The 17,208-nt window shown below is 68.1% G+C and carries 17 protein-coding genes; 3 read left to right on the top strand and 14 right to left on the bottom strand.

Annotated elements, in window-relative coordinates:
• Positions 1–39 precede the first annotated feature (39 nt).
• Positions 40–675 carry a hypothetical protein gene (locus AC3WRN_RS10820; protein ID WP_492622968.1) on the top strand — a complete coding sequence of 212 codons (636 nt, stop codon included), beginning with the start codon at positions 40–42 and terminating at the stop codon, positions 673–675.
• Here AC3WRN_RS10820 and truD read toward each other — a convergent pair.
• The 8 genes from truD to pyrG form a co-directional block, all read right to left on the bottom strand.
• Positions 658–1,674, bottom strand: coding sequence for a tRNA pseudouridine(13) synthase TruD (gene truD, locus AC3WRN_RS10815; protein WP_492622967.1), 1,017 nt, complete (start codon positions 1,672–1,674; stop codon positions 658–660). The genes AC3WRN_RS10820 and truD overlap by 18 nt on opposite strands.
• A gap of 159 nt (positions 1,675–1,833) precedes the next feature.
• A complete protein-coding gene (gene mgtE, locus AC3WRN_RS10810) occupies positions 1,834–3,162 on the bottom strand; it encodes a magnesium transporter (protein ID WP_492622966.1) in 1,329 nt (442 codons plus the stop codon).
• Positions 3,159–3,632, bottom strand: a complete 474-nt coding sequence (gene ispF, locus AC3WRN_RS10805; RefSeq protein WP_492622965.1) for a 2-C-methyl-D-erythritol 2,4-cyclodiphosphate synthase — start codon at positions 3,630–3,632, stop codon at positions 3,159–3,161. The genes mgtE and ispF overlap by 4 nt, the downstream gene beginning before the upstream one ends.
• Positions 3,633–3,642: 10 nt before the next feature.
• Positions 3,643–4,341: a 2-C-methyl-D-erythritol 4-phosphate cytidylyltransferase gene (ispD, locus tag AC3WRN_RS10800; RefSeq protein WP_492622964.1), complete on the bottom strand. Its 699-nt coding sequence runs from the start codon at positions 4,339–4,341 to the stop codon at positions 3,643–3,645.
• Positions 4,338–4,667: a cell division protein FtsB gene (ftsB, locus tag AC3WRN_RS10795; RefSeq protein WP_068095636.1), complete on the bottom strand. Its 330-nt coding sequence runs from the start codon at positions 4,665–4,667 to the stop codon at positions 4,338–4,340. The genes ispD and ftsB overlap by 4 nt, the downstream gene beginning before the upstream one ends.
• 19 nt (positions 4,668–4,686) lie before the next feature.
• Positions 4,687–6,000: a phosphopyruvate hydratase gene (eno, locus tag AC3WRN_RS10790; protein ID WP_492622963.1), complete on the bottom strand. Its 1,314-nt coding sequence runs from the start codon at positions 5,998–6,000 to the stop codon at positions 4,687–4,689.
• Positions 6,001–6,108: 108 nt separating this feature from the next.
• The gene (gene kdsA, locus AC3WRN_RS10785; protein ID WP_068095641.1) at positions 6,109–6,942 is read right to left on the bottom strand and encodes a 3-deoxy-8-phosphooctulonate synthase; all 834 of its coding nucleotides are present in this window, start codon (positions 6,940–6,942) and stop codon (positions 6,109–6,111) included.
• A complete protein-coding gene (gene pyrG, locus AC3WRN_RS10780; RefSeq protein ID WP_492622962.1) occupies positions 6,939–8,609 on the bottom strand; it encodes a CTP synthase in 1,671 nt (556 codons plus the stop codon). The genes kdsA and pyrG overlap by 4 nt, the downstream gene beginning before the upstream one ends.
• Before the next feature lie 145 nt (positions 8,610–8,754).
• On the opposite strand from pyrG, the gene AC3WRN_RS10775 reads away from it, so the two are divergent.
• Entirely contained in the window at positions 8,755–10,554 is a 1,800-nt protein-coding gene (locus AC3WRN_RS10775) for a M24 family metallopeptidase (protein WP_492622961.1), read from the top strand.
• A gap of 193 nt (positions 10,555–10,747) precedes the next feature.
• Here the strand turns inward: AC3WRN_RS10775 and AC3WRN_RS10770 are convergent, their stop codons facing one another.
• The 5 genes from AC3WRN_RS10770 to AC3WRN_RS10750 all read right to left on the bottom strand — a co-directional run bounded on the left by AC3WRN_RS10770 (position 10,748) and on the right by AC3WRN_RS10750 (position 15,570).
• Positions 10,748–11,698, bottom strand: coding sequence for a PLP-dependent cysteine synthase family protein (locus AC3WRN_RS10770; RefSeq protein WP_492622960.1), 951 nt, complete (start codon positions 11,696–11,698; stop codon positions 10,748–10,750).
• Between the two features lies 1 nt (position 11,699).
• Complete coding sequence (locus AC3WRN_RS10765; RefSeq protein ID WP_068095646.1) at positions 11,700–12,050, bottom strand: carboxymuconolactone decarboxylase family protein; 351 nt, start codon at positions 12,048–12,050, stop codon at positions 11,700–11,702.
• Positions 12,051–12,080: 30 nt separating this feature from the next.
• Positions 12,081–12,296 carry a hypothetical protein gene (locus AC3WRN_RS10760; protein WP_492622959.1) on the bottom strand — a complete coding sequence of 72 codons (216 nt, stop codon included), beginning with the start codon at positions 12,294–12,296 and terminating at the stop codon, positions 12,081–12,083.
• 59 nt (positions 12,297–12,355) lie between these two features.
• A complete protein-coding gene (lipA, locus tag AC3WRN_RS10755; protein ID WP_492622958.1) occupies positions 12,356–13,333 on the bottom strand; it encodes a lipoyl synthase in 978 nt (325 codons plus the stop codon).
• 107 nt (positions 13,334–13,440) lie between these two features.
• A complete protein-coding gene (locus AC3WRN_RS10750; protein WP_492622957.1) occupies positions 13,441–15,570 on the bottom strand; it encodes a putative bifunctional diguanylate cyclase/phosphodiesterase in 2,130 nt (709 codons plus the stop codon).
• A 21-nt stretch (positions 15,571–15,591) separates the two neighbouring features.
• On the opposite strand from AC3WRN_RS10750, the gene AC3WRN_RS10745 reads away from it, so the two are divergent.
• Positions 15,592–16,035, top strand: coding sequence for a hypothetical protein (locus AC3WRN_RS10745; RefSeq protein ID WP_492622956.1), 444 nt, complete (start codon positions 15,592–15,594; stop codon positions 16,033–16,035).
• Between the two features lie 223 nt (positions 16,036–16,258).
• On the opposite strand, the gene AC3WRN_RS10740 is transcribed toward AC3WRN_RS10745, so the two are convergent.
• Positions 16,259–17,035, bottom strand: a complete 777-nt coding sequence (locus tag AC3WRN_RS10740) for an iron-containing redox enzyme family protein (RefSeq protein ID WP_492622955.1) — start codon at positions 17,033–17,035, stop codon at positions 16,259–16,261.
• Positions 17,036–17,208 lie beyond the last annotated feature (173 nt).

Raw genomic sequence — 17,208 nt, 5'->3', positions numbered from 1 at the left:
CGGCGTGCTCAAACCATCCCGCCACAAAGAGGATCTTCCATGCGCCCGCTCGGCCAGCGTTTCCTGATGATCTACTCCGGTCTGCTTACCGCCGTATTCGCTGTCACGGTCCTGGGTGCCGCCGCCTCACGGACGAAGTTCGACACACTGGACGTGCAACGCATCAACATTGTCGAGCCCGACGGCACGCTGCGCATGGTGATCTCCGACCACGCTCGTCTGCCAGGCATCATCGTGAAAGGTCACGAACAAGCCTTCGACCGCCCACAGGCGGGCATGCTGTTCTACAACGACGAGGGCTCGGAGACTGGCGGCCTGATCTTCGGCGGGCATCGCAATGCCAAGGGCGAGGTGGTGGATTCCGGTGGCAGCCTGTCGTTCGACCGCTATAACGCCAACCAGGTCGTCCAGTTGCTCGGCGTGTACGACCACGAGGATCGTATGGCCGGCTTGACCGTATCCGACAGCCCGGAGAACCGGCAAGGGCATCGGCGCATCTGGGTCGGGCGCGATGACGATGGTGTTGCCAGGCTCGCTCTGATGGATGGCGCCGGGCACAAACGACTGCTGCTGGAGGTGCCCGACACGGGCACGCCGAGCCTGACTTTCCTGGATAGCGACGGCAAGGTCATACAGCGCATCGCGCCGGTCGCCGGTTCAAGTGGCGGTCGATGAGGCCAGCTCGCGCACGACCACCGTGGCGTACGCGCCGGCAGGCAGTTCGAACGACAATTCCAGCGCGTCGTCGCCCAGCCAGTGCCAGCGCAGGTCCTTCGGCAGCAGTCGCAGCGGACGGCGTTCCTGCTCCATCCGCGCCGCCGCCAGGCCGTCGGCCAGATCGCTGTTCGCCGCACCGATCTCGCGTTCCAGCGCGCCGGCCTCGCCCTGGCTCGGCGGCTCGCCCTGCCCCCACAACGGGCCGGACGGATGGATGTCACCGCGCGCCAGCCGTTCCGCCAGCGTGGCGTCGAACGGTTCCGGCCCGAACCACGAGCGTGAGCCGGCCAGTGACCAGATCTCGCCGTCCAGCGGGCTGTCCCAGGCGCCGCGTTCGACCCGTGCCGCCAGCACACCGTTGAATATCTGCGAGCGGGCCGCCGACAGCAGGAACGAGCGCTTGTCGCGATCGACCCGGCGCCCGCCGAACATCGCCCGCGCCTGCGCCACGTTGCCGCCTTCGCGGCCGAAGCGCTGTTCGCCGAAGTAGTTGGGCACGCCGCGCGCGGCGATCTGCTCCAGCACCCGTTCGGCCGCCGTGCGGTCGCCCTGCACTTCGCGCAGCACCAGCACGAAGCGGTTGCCGCGCAACGCGCCGCGCTTCAGCTTGCGCGAATGCCGCGTCGCCGCCAGCACCTTCACTTCCGCACGCGGAAACGCCGACCAGTCCGGGTCGGGTTTGCCGGCCAGTTGCACCGAGAAGGCCTGCCGGGTCACCGCATGGCGGTCCTTCATTCCGGCGTAGCCGACCGCGACCTGCGGCACGCCGGCGAATTTCGCCAGCTCGCGCGCGACCCAGTCGGTGTTCGCGCCGCGCTTTTCCACCCACAGCAAGGCGTGCTCGCCGGCACCGTCGGCGTCGTAGCCGAGGATCTCCTCGACCTGGAAGTCCTCGGGGCTGGCGCGCAACCGGGCGGTCAGTGGCGGTTCGCCGAAGGCGTAGGGAAGTTCTTGCACGTCGAAATCCTGTTGGTGGCCGTAGGAGCCCGCTGGCGGGCGATGCTCCTGCTCTGAAGCCCGGGGAAGGAGCATCGCCCGCCAGCGGGCTCCTACATCAGGAAGATGGTGGCGAGGCCGAGGAAAATAAAAAACCGCCGCTGTCGGTCATCGCGGTGATCAGCACGCTGGAGCGCCCAGCGCCGGGTCGCGGCCGAACTTCGTCATCAGCACCTGGATGCCGACGCCGGCGAACGCGGCCAGCAGCAGGTTGAGCGTCATCGCCGCGGTCATCACCAGGCCCAACGAAGCGCTGTCGTACAGCAGCCACGCCACGGCGCCGATCACCCCGCCCCAGACCAGCCCGTTCAGCAGCGACACGGTCAGTTCCTTGCGCCACAGCCGCTTCGCGCTTTCGGCGGTGATCTGGTTCAGCGCCAACGCGCGCACGATCATGGTGATGGTCTGATTGCCGGAGTTGCCGTCGATGCCGGCCACGATCGGCATCAGCGCGGCCAGCGCCACCAGCCGTTCGATCGAACCCTCGAACAGGCCGATCACGCGCGAGGCGATGAACGCGGTGACCAGGTTGATCGCCAGCCACGACCAGCGGTTCTTCAGCGAGGCCCACACCGGGGCGAAGATGTCCTCCTCCTCGCGCAGGCCGCCACGGCTGGGCGCCTCGCTCTCGCCCTCCCCGCGGATCACGTCGACCATCGCGTCGATGGCGATGCGGCCGACCAGGTGGCCGCGCTCGTCGACCACCGGCGCGGTCACCAGGTCGTAGCGCTCGAACGCCTGCGCCACCTCGTACGCGTCGTCGGTGGGGTGGAAGGTGTTGACGTCCGGCGCCATCACCGCGCCGACCATCTTCCCCGGCGGATTCACCAGCAGCCAGTGCAGCGGCAGCACGCCGGTGAGCAGGTTGTCCCGGTTGATCACGAACAGCTTGTCGGTCTGCGCGGGCAGCTCGTCCCAGCGGCGCAGGTAGCGCAGCACCACTTCCAGGCTGACGTCTTCGCGGATGGTGACCATCTCGAAATCCATCAGCGCGCCGACCTGGTCGTCCGCGTAGGACAGCGCCGACTGCACCTGCTCGCGCTGCTGCGTGTCCAGGCTGGCCATCAGCTCCGGCAGCACCGCCGTGGGCAGGTCCTCGACCAGGTCGGCCAGTTCGTCCGCGTCCAGCGGTTCGACCGCGGCGAGGATCTCCTGGCGGTCCATGTCCGCGATCAGCGATTCGCGCACCGCGTCGGACACTTCCAGCAGGATCTCGCCGTCACGGTCGGCCTTGACCAGTTGCCAGACCACGAGGCGGTCGTCCAGCGGCAACGATTCGAGGATGAAGGCGATGTCGGCCGGGTGCAGCTCGTCCAGCTGCCGGCGCAGTTCGAGCAACGCCGCCGCCCGAAGATGTCCGTCGTCGTCGTGCCGGCGCAGCAGTCCGACGATCGCCTCGAGCCGGTCGTGCAGCCGGCCGGCGGCGCTGCGAGCCTCCGTTTCGGTCACGCGTGCTCCAGCAGGACGCAGGCCTGCGCGGCAATCCCCTCGCCGCGGCCGCAGAAGCCGAGATGCTCGGTGGTGGTGGCCTTCACGCTGATGCGGCCAACCTCGCTGTCCAGGTCGGCCGCCAGGTTCTCGCGCATCGCCTGCGCGTGCGGCCCCACCTTGGGCGCTTCGCAGATCACCGTGATGTCGGCGTTGCCCAGCGCGTAGCCGTGCTGCGCCATCAGCATCGCCGCGTGGCGCAGGAACCGGCGGCTGTCGGCATTGCGCCAGCGCTCGTCGGTGGGCGGGAAGTGCCGGCCGATGTCGCCCAGCGCCAGCGCGCCGAAGATCGCGTCGCACAGCGCGTGAATCACCACGTCGCCATCCGAATGCGCCACCACGCCGCGGCGATGCGGCACGCGCACGCCGCCCAGAGTGACGTGGTCGCCCTCGCCGAACGCGTGCACGTCGAAACCTTGTCCGATCCTCATGGGGCTGCCCTCACGCGACTGTCCTCGCAAGCAGGAACTCGGCCAGCGCGAAATCCGCCGCGGTGGTCACCTTGATGTTGTCCTCGGCGCCCTCGACCAGCAGCGGCGCGAAGCCGGCCAGCTCCATCGCCATCGCCTCGTCGCTGACGTTCATGCCGCGCCGCGCCGCCTCGCGCAGTGCCGCCGCCAGTTGACCACGACGGAACATCTGCGGCGTGAACGCGCGCCAGCGCAGGTCGCGCGGCTCGGTCAGCCGGCTGCGGCCGTCGGCGTCCGCGCGCTTCAGCGTATCGCGCAGCGGCGCGCCGAGCAGGCCGCCGTCGGTCGCCCCGGCCAGCTCGATCAGCTTGCCGATATCGGCCAGCCGCACGCACGGTCGCGCGGCGTCGTGCACCAGCACGAAGTCGCCCGCCGCCACCGACGCCGGCAGGGCGTCGATGCCGGCCAGCACCGAGTCGCTGCGCTCGGCCCCGCCGGTCGCGGTGAGCACCGGCTTGCCGTTGAGCGCGTCGATCCCGGCCCAGTGCGCATCGCCGGCAACCAGCGTCACCAGCAGGCCAGCGATCCGCGGATGCGCGGCCAGCCGTTCCAGCGTGTGCGCGATCAGCGGCCGTCCGGCCAACGGCAGGTACTGCTTGGGGCAGTCGCCGCCGACCCGGGTGCCGCGCCCCGCGGCCGGCACCACGCACCACAGCGCCGGCGCGCTCATGGCGATCCGGCAGGCGTGGCGGGCGGCGGCAACGCACTGCCGGCGCGAGCCGGCTGCTCGACCACCTGGTAGAACACTTCGCCCGGCTTGATCAGGCCAAGTTCGGTGCGCGCACGCGCCTCGACGGCCTGGTCGCCATGCTTGAGATCCTGCACGTCGGCGCCGACCGCCTGGTTGCGTTGCAGCAGCTTCGCGTTCTCGTCGGCCTGCTTCTTCACCGCCACGCGCAGCACGTCCACCTCGCGCATGCTGCCGCTGCCGGTCCACAGCTTCAGCTGCAGACCGATCAGGAGCAGGAGCAGGACCAGGGCGATCCAGCGCAGCATGGGCGACCGACCGGGCCGTTCAGCCCGGCAGGCGGGTCAGGTTGGGGAACGCGTCGCGGCCGGCGTAACGCGCGGCCGAACCCAGCGCTTCCTCGATGCGCAGCAGCTGGTTGTACTTCGCCACGCGATCGCTGCGGCACAGCGAACCGGTCTTGATCTGGGTCGCCGTGGTGGCCACCGCGATGTCGGCGATGGTGGTGTCCTCGGTCTCGCCGGAGCGGTGCGAGATCACCGCCGCGTACTTCGCCGCGTCGGCCATCGCGATCGCCTCTAGCGTCTCCGACAGCGTGCCGATCTGGTTCACCTTGATCAGGATCGCGTTGGCGATCTTCTTCTCGATGCCCTCGCGGAAGATTGCCGGATTGGTCACGAACAGGTCGTCACCGACCACCTGGACGCGCTCGCCGATCACATCGGTGAGCAGCTTCCAGCCGTCCCAGTCGCCTTCGGCCATGCCGTCCTCGATGGTGACGATCGGGTACTGCTTCGCCCAGCCGGCGAGCAGGTCGACGAACTGCGCCGAGCTGTACTGCTTGCCTTCGCCGGCCAGGTCGTACTTGCCGTCCTTGTAGAACTCCGAGCTGGCTGCGTCGAGGCCCAGCAGGATCTCGCTGCCGACCTTGTAGCCGGTCTTGCCGATCGCCTCGAGGATGGTGTCGATCGCCTCGACGTTGGAGCGCAGGTTCGGCGCGAAACCGCCCTCGTCGCCCACCGCGGTGCTGAGGCCACGGCCATGCAGCACGCTCTTCAGCGCATGGAAGATCTCCGCGCCGGCGCGCAGCGCCTCGGCGAAGCTCGGCATGCCCACCGGCAGTATCATGAACTCCTGCACGTCGACGTTGTTGTCGGCGTGCGCGCCGCCGTTGATGATGTTCATCATCGGCACCGGCAGCGCGCCGGGCTTGCCGGTGGTGCCGTTGATTTCCGCCAGGTACTGCCACAGCGCCTGCTTGCGCTGGGCGGCCACCGCATGGGCAGCCGCCATCGAGACGCCGAGCAGCGCGTTGGCACCCAGCTTGCCCTTGTTCGGCGTGCCGTCGAGGTTGATCAGCGTGGCATCCAGGCCGCCCTGGTTGGCCGCATCGAAACCCTTCAGCGCGCTGGCGATGGCGCCGTTGACGTTGGCCACCGCCTTCTTCACGCCCTTGCCGCCGTAGCGCGACTTGTCGCCGTCGCGCAGCTCGACCGCCTCGCGCGAACCGGTGGAGGCGCCGCTGGGCACCGCGGCGCGGCCGAAGCCGCCGCCGGCCAGGGTGACTTCGGCTTCCAGCGTGGGATTGCCGCGCGAGTCGAGGATTTCACGGGCGTGGATGCGGGTGATCTGGGTGGTCATGGTCGTCCGTCGGTGAAGTGTTGTCGTTCTTGTAGGAGCCCGCTCGCGGGCGATGCCCCAGGTTTGGAAAGCAAGAAAGGCATCGCCCGCGAGCGGGCTCCTACCGGGTCACACGTCTTGTTCGAGGAAGCGGTGCCGCTTGGTCACGGCATCCAGCTCCAGCAGGGTTTCCAGCAGCGCCTCCATCTTGTCCAGCGGCCACGCGTTCGGGCCATCGCTGAGCGCCTTGCTGGGGTCGGGATGCGTCTCGGCGAACAGGCCGGCCACGCCCACCGCCACCGCGGCGCGCGCCAGCACCGGCACGAATTCGCGCTGGCCGCCGGAGCTGGCGCCCTGCCCGCCCGGCAACTGCACCGAATGGGTGGCGTCGAACACCACCGGGCAGCCGGTTTCGCGCATCACGCTCAGGCTGCGCATGTCGGAAACGAGATTGTTGTAGCCGAAGCTGGCGCCGCGCTCGCACACCATGATGTCGTCGTTGCCGACGGCCTTCGCCTTGGCCACCACGTGCTTCATGTCCCATGGCGCCAGGAACTGGCCTTTCTTGATGTTCACCGGCTTGCCGGCGCGCGCCACCTTCTGGATGAAGTCGGTCTGCCGGCACAGGAAGGCCGGCGTCTGCAGCACGTCGACCACCGCGGCCACCTCGTCCATCGGCGTGTATTCGTGCACGTCGGTGAGCACCGGCACGCCGATCTGCCGCCTCACCTCGCCCAGGATGCGCAGGCCCTCTTCCAGCCCCGGTCCGCGGAAGCTCTCGCCGGAGGAACGGTTCGCCTTGTCGAAGCTGGACTTGAAGATGAAGTTCACGCCGAGCCGGCCGGTGATTTCCTTCAGCGTGCCGGCGGTGTCCAGTTGCAGCTGCTCGGACTCCACCACGCACGGCCCGGCGATCAGGAACAGCGGGCGGTCCAGGCCGACTTCAAAGCCGCACAACTTCATGCCACGTGCTCCCGGGCCAGCTTCTCGCCGTCGCGCACGGCCTTGTACTCGCGCGCGGCGCGCACGAAGCCGATGAACAGCGGGTGGCCGTCGCGCGGGGTGGAGGTGAATTCCGGATGCGCCTGGCAGCCGAGGAACCACGGATGCCGTTGCTGCGGCAGCTCCACGATCTCCACCAGCAGGTCGTCCATCGACTTGCCGGAGATCACCAGGCCCAGGTCCTCGAACGGCTGGCGGTAACGGTTGTTGAATTCGTAGCGGTGGCGATGGCGCTCGCGCACCACGTCCTGGCCGTACAGCTCGCGCGCCAGCGTGCCGGCCTTGAGGCGGCACTCCTGCGCGCCCAGGCGCATGGTGCCGCCCAGGTCGGAGCGGTCGCTGCGCTGCTCGACCTCGCCGGCCGCGGTGGTCCATTCGGTGATCAGCGCGATCACCGGGTTCGGCGTGTTGCGGTCGTTCTCGCTGGAGTCGGCATCGGCGAGGCCGGCGACGTGGCGGGCGAAATCCACCACCGCCGCGTGCATGCCGTAGCAGATGCCGAAGTACGGCACGCCGTGCTCGCGCGCGTACTTCGCGGCCAGCACCTTGCCCTCGAAACCGCGCTTGCCGAAGCCGCCCGGCACCAGGATCGCATCGGCCTTGCCGAGCACCTTGGCGGCGCCTTCGGCCTCGACCTGCTCGGAGTCGATCCAGTCCAGGTTCACCCGCGTCAGCTGCTTGATGCCGCCGTGACGCAGCGCCTCGCCCAGCGACTTGTAGGCGTCCTTGTGCTCGACGTACTTGCCCACGATGGCGACGGTGATCTCGTCCTTCGGATGCTCCACCGCATCGACCGTGCGCTGCCAGGCGGACAGGTCGGCCGGCCTCGCATCGAGGCCGAGCTTCTTCACCACGATGTCGTCCAGGCCCTGCTGGTGCAGCCACAACGGCTGCTTGTAGATGATGTCCACGTCGGTGGCGCTGATCACCGCGTTTTCCGGCACGTTGGTGAACAGCGCGATCTTGCGCCGCTCGCCTTCGGGCAGCGGCTGCTCGCAGCGGCACAGCAGGATGTCCGGCTGGATGCCGATCGAGCGCAGCTCCTTCACCGAATGCTGGGTGGGCTTGGTCTTGATCTCGCCGGCGGCCTTGATGAACGGCACCAGGGTGAGGTGCATGAACACCACCTTCTCCGGGCCGTGCTCGATGCGCAGCTGGCGGATCGCCTCCAGGAACGGCAGCGACTCGATGTCGCCCACGGTGCCGCCGATCTCCACCAGCGCCACGTCGAAGCCGCGGGTGGCCTCGTGGATGCAGTGCTTGATCTCGTCGGTGATGTGCGGGATCACCTGCACGGTGGCGCCCAGGTAGTCGCCGCGGCGCTCCTTGCGGATCACGCTCTCGTAGATCTTGCCGGTGGTGATCGAGTTCTTGCCGGTCAGGCGGGTGTGGACGAAGCGCTCGTAGTGGCCGAGGTCGAGGTCGGTCTCGGCGCCGTCGTCGGTCACGTAGACCTCGCCGTGCTGGAACGGACTCATCGTGCCCGGATCCACATTGATGTAGGGATCGAGCTTCATCATGGTGACCGAAAGACCACGCGCCTCGAGAATGGAAGCGAGCGACGCCGCAGCAATGCCCTTGCCAAGCGAGGACACCACACCGCCGGTGACGAAAATCAGGGGGGTCATGGAAAGCAGCCGTGCTGGAAATTGGCATTTTAGCCGCAGAAGCGCCGTACTGCGAGATGGCAGTACGGAATTCCTCGCGATCGGTTCATTTCCGGCACCCCCGCCACGGATGAAACCGCCGCAAGCCGCCTGCTAGCATGACCGGATGAACAGCCCCGTCTCCGCCCGTCTCGCCGCCCTGCGCGCGGCCATGCAGCAGCACGGCGTCGCCGCCGTGCTCGTTCCCAGCGCCGATCCGCACCTGTCCGAATACCTGCCGACCCACTGGGCCGCGCGCGAATGGCTGTCCGGCTTCACCGGTTCGGCCGGTACCCTGGTCGTCGGCCGCGACCAAGCCGGGTTGTGGACCGACTCGCGCTATTTCGCGCAGGCCGAACAGCAGTTGGCCGGCAGTGGCGTCAGCCTGATGAAGCTGCGCGTGGCGCACACGCCCGAACACCTGGAGTGGCTGCAGCAGCACCTGCACGCCGGCGACGTGCTGGCGGTGGCCGGCGACAGCGTGGCAGTGGCCACCCAGCGTCAGATCGAGCACCGGCTGGCCGATGCCGGCGGCGCCCTGCGCATCGACCTGGACCTGCCCGGCCTGATCTGGACGGACCGCCCGGCGCTGCCGCAGGCGCCGGTGGTCGAGCACGAGCTGGCCTGGGCCTGCACCCCGCGCGCCGACAAGCTGGCCCGCCTGCGCAAGGCGATGCACAAGCTCGGCGCCACCCATCACCTGCTGTCCAGCCTCGACGACATCGCCTGGCTGACCAACCTGCGCGGCAGCGACGTGGAGTGCAACCCGGTGTTCCTGGCCCACCTGCTGGTGCAGGCGGACCGCCGCGCCACCCTGTTCGTGGGTCGCGCCAAGCTCGGCGACGCGCTGGTCGCGAAGCTGGCCGCCGACGGCATCGCCATCGCCGACTACGCCTCGATCACCTCGACCCTGCAGGAACTGGGTGCCGACGACCGCCTGCTGCTGGACAGCGGCCGGGTGGTCAGCGCGATCGCCGCGGCGATCCCGAAAGACGTGACCCGGATCGAGGCGGCCAACCCGAGCACCGCGTTCAAGGCGGTCAAGAGCGCCGCCGAACTCGAGCACATCCGCGACGTGATGCGCCGCGACGGCGCCGCCCTGGTGCGCGGCTTCCGCCGGCTGGAACAGCGCCTCGCCGCCGGCATGACGGTGACCGAGCTGGATGTCGACGCCTTGCTGCACGAGGAACGCTCGGTCCAGCCGGGCTGGGTCGGCGAGAGCTTCGCCACCATCGCCGGCTACCAGGCGAACGGTGCGCTGCCGCACTACCGCGCCACGCCGGAATCGCACAGCACGCTGCAGGCCAAGGGCCTGCTGCTGATCGACTCCGGCGGCCAGTACCTTGGCGGCACCACCGACATCACCCGCGTGCTGGCGCTGGGCGAAACCACGACGGAACAGCGCCGCGACGCCACCCTGGTGCTGAAGGGCATGATCGGACTGTCGCGCGCACGCTTCCCCAAAGGCGCCAGCGGCCCGCAACTGGACGCGCTGGCGCGTGCGCCGCTGTGGGCCAGCGGCATGGACTACGGCCACGGCACCGGCCACGGCGTGGGCTACTTCCTCAACGTGCACGAAGGCCCGCAGTCGATCCGTCCGCCGGTCGCCGGCGGCGCGCTGGTGGCGCTGGAGCCGGGCATGATCAGCTCGATCGAGCCGGGCCTGTACAAGCCCGGCCGGCACGGCATCCGCCACGAGAACCTGGCCGTGGTGGTCGAGGCCGACCGCACCGAGTTCGGCGAATTCCTCGCCTTCGAGACGCTGACGATGTGTCCGTTCGACCGCCGCGCGCTGGAACCGGGCCTGCTCAACCCGGAAGAACGCGCCTGGCTGGACGACTACCACGCCAGCGTGCGCGCCGCGCTCAGCCCGCTGCTGGAGGACGCCGACCTGGAGTGGCTGAACCGCCACTGCGCACCGCTGTAGCCCCCCGTAGGAGCGCACCCTGTGCGCGATGCTTTTCCGCCACGTGACGAAGAGCATCGCGCACAGGGTGCGCTCCTACAGCGGCAAGGTCGCCCAGGTGCGTAGGCAGGCACGCCCGCCAAGAAGCGTGCCACGATGTCATGCAGTGGCGGACAGTGTCCGCCCTGCATGGCATCCGCGACGCGACGCCGCTTCACTGGAAGTGCGTGGCGCCCACCTCGACGGCGGCCGGCTGCATGAAGTACTCGTGCAGGTACTTCTCGCCCTCGTCGCAGAACGCCGTGACCACCGTCTTCAGCTCGGGGAAGCTCTCGCGCACGCGCTTGGCCGCCAGCAGGTGCGCGCCGGAACTGGGGCCGCAGAACAGCCCGTAGCTGTGCGCCAGCCGCTTCATCTCGCGCACCGCGTCGGCGCTGGACACGCTCAGCACCTCGTTCACCAGGGTGGCGTGGCGCTGGAAGATGCCCGGCACGAAGCCGTCGGAAATCCCCTCGATGGTATGCGCGGCGATCTCGCCGCACAGGATCGTGCACGACTCGGACGGCTCCATCGCGAACAGCCGCACGTTCGGGTTGGCCTCACGGAACGCCTGGCCCACGCCGATCAGCGTGCCGCCGGTGCCCACGCCCAGCACCAGCGCGTCGGGCAGCCGGCCCGGCGGCAGCTGGGCGAGGATCTCCGGCCCGAGCAGCAACCGGTTCTCCTCCACGTTCCACTCCGACTCGAACTGGCCCGGGCAAAAGTAGCCCGGCTGCTGGCCGAGCCGCTGCGCACGCACCAATGCCTCGTTGACGTGGAAGTTGCCGCAGAACAGCACGTCCGCGCCGTACGCCCGCGAGATCGCCACGCGCTCGCTGGACATGCCCTCGGGCATCACCACCAACATGCGGTAGCCCTTCACCGCCGCCACCATCGACAGCGCGTTGCCGGTATTGCCGCTGGTCGCCTCCACGATGGTGTCGCCGGGCTTGAGCAGGCCCTCCCGCTCCGCCCGCTCGATCATGTACTTGGCGATGCGCGCCTTGATCGAGCCGGAGGGATTGAGGAACTCGATCTTCGCGTAGACGCCCTCGATCTCCAGCAGCGGCGTATCGCCCACCGCATCGAGGATGCTGTCCGACACCGTGGTGAAGCGCGTGGCCATCTCAGCCGGCTCCGTGCGCATCGTGCGCGTGCTGCATCACGTCCAGGGCCAGCGTCGAATGGGCGTAGGAGCCACCGGCGCGCATCTCGGCGGCGACCCAGATCGCCTCCATGATCTGCTGCTCGCTGGCACCCTGCTTCAAGGCTCCCGCGGTGTGCCCCTTGATGCAGTACGGGCACTGGGTGACATGCGCCACCGCCACCGCGATCAGCTGCTTGGTGACGGCCGGCAGCGCGCCGTCGGCGAACACCGCGGCGCTGAACGCCTTGAACGCATCCAGCGGCGCAGGCGCCAGTTCGCGACGCTTGCGCGCCAGTTCCGCGGTCGACTGCGGGTACATCGTCGTGTCCATGCCATCCTCCTCGATGAGCCAGGTGAAAACTCAATGCCGCACCGGCACCGCGCCCATCACCCAGCTGGGCGGGTCGCTGGCCGGGAAACTCTGGGCGAGTTCGTCGTCGATGCGCCGCTCCCGCGCCAGCACGGATTCACCGGCTTCCGCAGCGGGCGGCATGCGGCCCGCTGCGGCTGCGGCGCCGGCAGAATCCGGCCCGGCCAGCGCGCGGCGGGGGAAACGATGCGCAATGAAAGGAAACATGACGGTACCTCCTGATGTCGGTGGACATCGAAGCGATGGACCGGCCCGTCGCGCCCGGGTCACAGTCCCAGGTTGTTGTGCTCCAGCACGCGTTCGGCGCGATAACTCGAACGAACCAGCGGTCCGGCGACCGCTTCTAGAAAACCCTTGCCGAGCGCCAGCTCGCGATAGCGGCGGAACTCGTCCGGCGTGACGAAGCGCTGCACCGGCAGGTGATGCGGGCTGGGCCGCATGTACTGGCCCAGGGTGACCACGTCGACGCCGGCGTCGCGGATGTCGTCCAGCGTACGCCCGATCTCCGCGTCGGTCTCGCCCAGGCCCAGCATCAGGCTGGTCTTGGTCAGCGTCCGCGGCGCATGCCGCTTGGCGAACGCCAGCACGCCGAGCGTCTGCGCATAACCGGCGCGCGGATCGCGCACGGAGTGGGTCAGCCGCTCCACCGTCTCGATGTTCTGCGCATAGGTGACCAGGCCGGCGTCGAGCACGGTCGCCACCGCGTCGTGGTTGCCGGCGAAGTCCGGGGTCAGCGCCTCCACCGCCGCCTGCGGCGCGCGCTGGTGGATCGCCCGCACGCAGGCGGCGTAGTGCGCCGCGCCGCCGTCGGCGAGGTCGTCGCGGTCGACCGAGGTCAGCACCACGTATTTCAGCCCCATCAGCGCCACCGCGTCGGCCACCTGCAACGGCTCCAGCGGATCGAGCCAGCCTTGCGGGTTGCCGGTGCTGACCGAGCAGAACTTGCACGCGCGCGTGCACACCGAGCCCATCAGCATCAGCGTGGCGGTGCCGCGACCCCAGCATTCGGCGATGTTCGGGCACTTCGACTCGGCGCAAACGGTGTTCAGCTTGTGGCTGCGCACGATCTCGTGCACCGCCTCGTACTGCGCGCCGCCCGGCAACTTGACCCGCAGCCACGGCGGCTTGCGGTCGACATCCGGCGCGCCGGTGGCGGCGTTCGGGCGGATGCCGCCCTTGACCGCGCGGGTGCCCTGCGCACTGACGTACTTGCTGCCGTCGGGGATGGAATGACTGCTGGACATGGACATGCGCGGCTGGCTGGACTGCATCCAGTGTCCCGCTCCGCCCGCCCGCACGCCCTGATGCACATCAAGGCAGCCGGAGCGGTTCCGTGCGCGGGACCGTCCGCTCAGCTGCGCTTCGGCGGCACCAGTTTCAACCGTGTCGGCACCGGCGGCTGGCTCGGGCACAGCAAATGCTGCACCTCCTCGGGCCGCAACGGGTAGGAATACAGGTAACCCTGCCCTTCGATGCAACCGCTGCGCAGCAGGAAATCATGCTGTGCCTCGGTCTCGATGCCTTCGGCGATGGTGGTCAGGCCGAGACTCTTCGCCATCGCCAGCATCGCCCCGGTGATCGCCGCGTCGTTGCTGTCACCCGGCAGGCCAGTGACGAAGGAGCGGTCGATCTTCAGGCAGGCCACCGCCGGCAGCTTCAGGTAGGCCATCGAGGAATAGCCGGTACCGAAATCGTCGATCGCCACCGCGATGCCGAGCGCGTCCAGGGTCTGCATGGTGCGCTCGATGTCGTCGCCCAGCCGCAGCATCGCGCTCTCGGTGATCTCCAGCAGCAGGCGGCCGGGCGCCAGCTGCCGTGACTGCAGGGTGCGGCTGACCCCGTCGACGAAGGCCGGGTGGCCGAACCAGCGCGCCGAGATGTTCACCGCCACGCGGATCGGCGGCACGCCGGCCAGGTCCCAGGCCTGGATCTGAGCGCAGGTGGTCTGCATCACCCACTCGTCGATGCGGCGGATCAGGCCCAGGCTCTCCGCCACCGGGATGAACTCGCCCGGCAGCACCTCGCCGCGCTCCGGATGCCGCCAGCGCAATAGCGCCTCCACCGCCACGATGCGCCCCGTGCGCAGCTCCACGCTGGGCTGGAACACTAGCTGGAATTCGTTGCGCGCCAGCGCCTGGCGCAGCTCGGTGGCCAGTTGCAGGCGCCGTCGGGTGTCGGCGTGCATCATCGGCGTGTAGAAGCGGAACGCGTTGCGCTCCTCGGTCTTCGCCGCGTACATCGCCGCGTCGGCGTTCGCGATCAGCGCCAGCGCGCTGTCGCCGTCCAGCGGATAGCCGGCCACGCCGATGCTGGCGCTCAGCACGATCTCGTAATCGTCCACCAGCAGTGGTTCGCACAGGCTGGCGAGCAGCCGGTTGACCATGGCCCGCGCGTCCTCGCGCAGGATCAGCCGCGGGATCAGCACGGTGAACTCGTCGCCGCCGATGCGCCCGGCCACGTCGCCCTCGGACAGTTGCCGGCGGATCCGCTCGGCCACCTTGACCAGCAGGCGGTCGCCGATCGCATGGCTGTAGCTGTCGTTGACGATCTTGAACGCATCCAGGTCGATGAACAGCACCACCACTGCCAGCCGCTCGCGCTCGGCCACCGCGATCGCCTCGGCGCAGCACCGCTCGAACTCCGCCCGGTTGGCCAGCCCGGTCAGCGGGTCGTGCCGTGCCAGGTGCTCCAGCCGGAGCTGGTTCGTCTTGGCCTCGTGGATGTTGCTGAACACGGCAACGTAATGGACCACCTGGCCATCGGCATCGCGGATCGTGCTCAGGCTCAGGTGCTCGGGGTAGCTGCTGCCGTCGCTGCGGATGCTCAGCACCTCGCCCATCCAGGCGTGGCCAGCGTTGACACTGTCCCAGATCGACTGCGGCAGCGGCTTGCCGTCGGGCAGGCGACGGCTGTCGTCGAGGCGCCTGCCCTGCAAGGCCTGGCTGGTGAAGCCGGTGAGTTCGGTATGCGCCGCATTGGTCGAGATCACCCGTCGCCCGGCGTCGGCGATGATCACGCCTTCGGCGATGCTGGCCAGAGCCTCGGCGGCGATCCGGCGCTCGCGCTCCATCACCACCCGCTCGGAGATGTCGCGGATGATCGCCTGACGCACCGGTTGGGCGCCCCAGTTCGCCACGCTGGTCTGCGTTTCCACCGGGCGGGTCTGGCCATCGGCGCCCAGCAGCACGTTGGTGGCAGCCCGCCCGGCCTGCTGGCCCGCCATGGACTGCATGAACAGGTGCACGAAGCGGTCGCCGACCAATTCCTTCGCAGTCCGTCCAGTCCACGTTTCGGCCATCCGGTTGACGCCGAGTATCCGTCCGCTGGTTTCATCGACCATCACGATCGCATCGGCCGCGCTGTCGAACAGCAACTGGTATCGCTCCTCGCTGCCGCGGAGACTGGCCAGAGTGCGGCGCGCCATATCCAGCCACAACAGGACAGCAATGCAGGCTGCACTCAGCACCCCAGCAAACAGCATCCGCCCCATCCAGGTGGTGCCGTGGGCGATTTCGAGCGAAAACCGGTTGGCCTTCGGCTCAATCAAGTCATTCAAAGTGTGAATGCGACCACGCTGGAGGGCCGCCTGCTCAACCGGCAAGGTCCCGGCGGCATATGCGTGCTCCAGCTCCGTGGCAATCAAGGCAAGCTGAGCAATCTCGGCATCACTGGATCGCCACGCATCCAGTGCTTCATGCAGATAGGGCGCCCCGGAGAAATGCTTCAGCACGAAAATCATGCCCGGCTTCGCCGTCGGCATGACGTTGCCATGAATAAAGGCCTTGTCCACCACTTTCTGGTCGAAATGTCCGGATGCTATCTCGTCGCGCGCCAGCCGATCGGAATCGAGAATGGAGTAGTTCCGTCGAAAACCAGCAAGATCGGCGGAATTACCCGTAATTGCATAGGCATCAAGAGCAATCACTGCCTGCTTCTGGGCCTTTGACCAGACACTCTCGCTGTTGAGGAATCCAGCGAGAGTGACCTGGATTTGCAAGGCGAACCATGTCAGCCCAAGGATCGTCGCCAACATGACTACCAACGCGTACGCCAGTGGCAACAGGCGTCGTGACAAAGGTCTCTGCAACATGGGGGACACCTTGCGCATGCGCAAGTTATCTCATGCCTGCCCCATCAATGGAACGCCTTGCCCTCCATCACGACGACCATCAGGCAGCCGCTTCCTCCATCGCCATGGACGGTCGATGTGCCTGGATACAGAGGTCGCCGACGATCCGCATACTTGTATAGCTCCTGCGGACGCACTCGCCCAGATGAGCCACTTCATCAGCCTGGGGTGTCATGCCTACCAGGGTGCAGACAATCTCCAGTGCCTCCCAGGGATGAATGTCGTCGTAGGCAGCATGCAACTGAAGCCAGCGCAGACTGCCTACCCTGGTCTTCGAAGGGAGGCTCTCGGCGTAAGCGGCGCTTTCATAGATGGGCCGCGACCATTCGCCAGTCACCCCCTCGATTGCATAGTTGGTGGCGATCATTCCCGCAGCCAGGGTTCCGCCAGCACTGATTTCCTCGCACCAATTGGCCAGAGTCTGGGTGCCATGCGGTGGCCGTGCATGCAGCACCTTTTCGCGTGGCACACCCGAGCCCTCGGCCCAGTTGAGCCAGTATTCGGCATGATTCTGTTCGACCCGGATATTGCGCACCAGCCAGCGGCGCGCCAAGTCGTCGCCAGGGCTGCGGCCATAGCGGGTTTTCAGCAAATTCAAGGCCATGAAGCTTGGGAAGCGCTCAATGAATGGCCAGACACCCACCATGAAATTAGCGGTGGAAGCATGGTCCAGCCGCACCTCGCGCATCATCGCCCACAGCTCGTGATCCAGCACACTTTGCTTCGTGCTTTCGCAGTCGGCCACCATGTCCTGCGCCCACTGCGGATAACTGCTCAGTTCGGTCAACGGGCCGGTACGCTCAAAAGGAGTATGCATAACGTTTTTCCTCGGTCGTCAATGGGTGCTGCATCCAACCGCAGCGTCAATGACCGGCACGGAAGACAAAATTCCCGATACCGGCCGTCATCCGGCATCGCGGGTGATGTCGGAATTCTTCATGCTCGACCACCGTGGCGGCGCCTTTCCACGCGCGCTGTCGGAGCCGAGCG

The sequence above is a fragment of the Rhodanobacter sp. FW101-FHT13A11 genome (assembly GCF_058790335.1).
Note: the sequence above shows the minus strand (reverse complement) of the source record. Positions and strands in the feature narration are given on the sequence as shown.

Excerpts from the sequence above, each read along its gene's own strand:
- AC3WRN_RS10750 (WP_492622957.1), bottom strand. The coding sequence starts at position 15,570 with ATGCTGTTTGCTGGGGTGCTGAGTGCAGCCTGCATTGCTGTCCTGTTG.
- kdsA (WP_068095641.1), bottom strand. The coding sequence starts at position 6,942 with ATGAAGTTGTGCGGCTTTGAAGTCGGCCTGGACCGCCCGCTGTTCCTG.
- AC3WRN_RS10770 (WP_492622960.1), bottom strand. The coding sequence starts at position 11,698 with ATGGCCACGCGCTTCACCACGGTGTCGGACAGCATCCTCGATGCGGTG.
- lipA (WP_492622958.1), bottom strand. The coding sequence starts at position 13,333 with ATGTCCAGCAGTCATTCCATCCCCGACGGCAGCAAGTACGTCAGTGCG.
- AC3WRN_RS10775 (WP_492622961.1), top strand. The coding sequence starts at position 8,755 with ATGAACAGCCCCGTCTCCGCCCGTCTCGCCGCCCTGCGCGCGGCCATG.
- eno (WP_492622963.1), bottom strand. The coding sequence starts at position 6,000 with ATGACCACCCAGATCACCCGCATCCACGCCCGTGAAATCCTCGACTCG.
- AC3WRN_RS10820 (WP_492622968.1), top strand. The coding sequence starts at position 40 with ATGCGCCCGCTCGGCCAGCGTTTCCTGATGATCTACTCCGGTCTGCTT.
- ftsB (WP_068095636.1), bottom strand. The coding sequence starts at position 4,667 with ATGCTGCGCTGGATCGCCCTGGTCCTGCTCCTGCTCCTGATCGGTCTG.
- ispF (WP_492622965.1), bottom strand. The coding sequence starts at position 3,632 with ATGAGGATCGGACAAGGTTTCGACGTGCACGCGTTCGGCGAGGGCGAC.
- pyrG (WP_492622962.1), bottom strand. The coding sequence starts at position 8,609 with ATGACCCCCCTGATTTTCGTCACCGGCGGTGTGGTGTCCTCGCTTGGC.
- AC3WRN_RS10760 (WP_492622959.1), bottom strand. The coding sequence starts at position 12,296 with ATGTTTCCTTTCATTGCGCATCGTTTCCCCCGCCGCGCGCTGGCCGGG.
- AC3WRN_RS10765 (WP_068095646.1), bottom strand. The coding sequence starts at position 12,050 with ATGGACACGACGATGTACCCGCAGTCGACCGCGGAACTGGCGCGCAAG.
- ispD (WP_492622964.1), bottom strand. The coding sequence starts at position 4,341 with ATGAGCGCGCCGGCGCTGTGGTGCGTGGTGCCGGCCGCGGGGCGCGGC.
- AC3WRN_RS10740 (WP_492622955.1), bottom strand. The coding sequence starts at position 17,035 with ATGCATACTCCTTTTGAGCGTACCGGCCCGTTGACCGAACTGAGCAGT.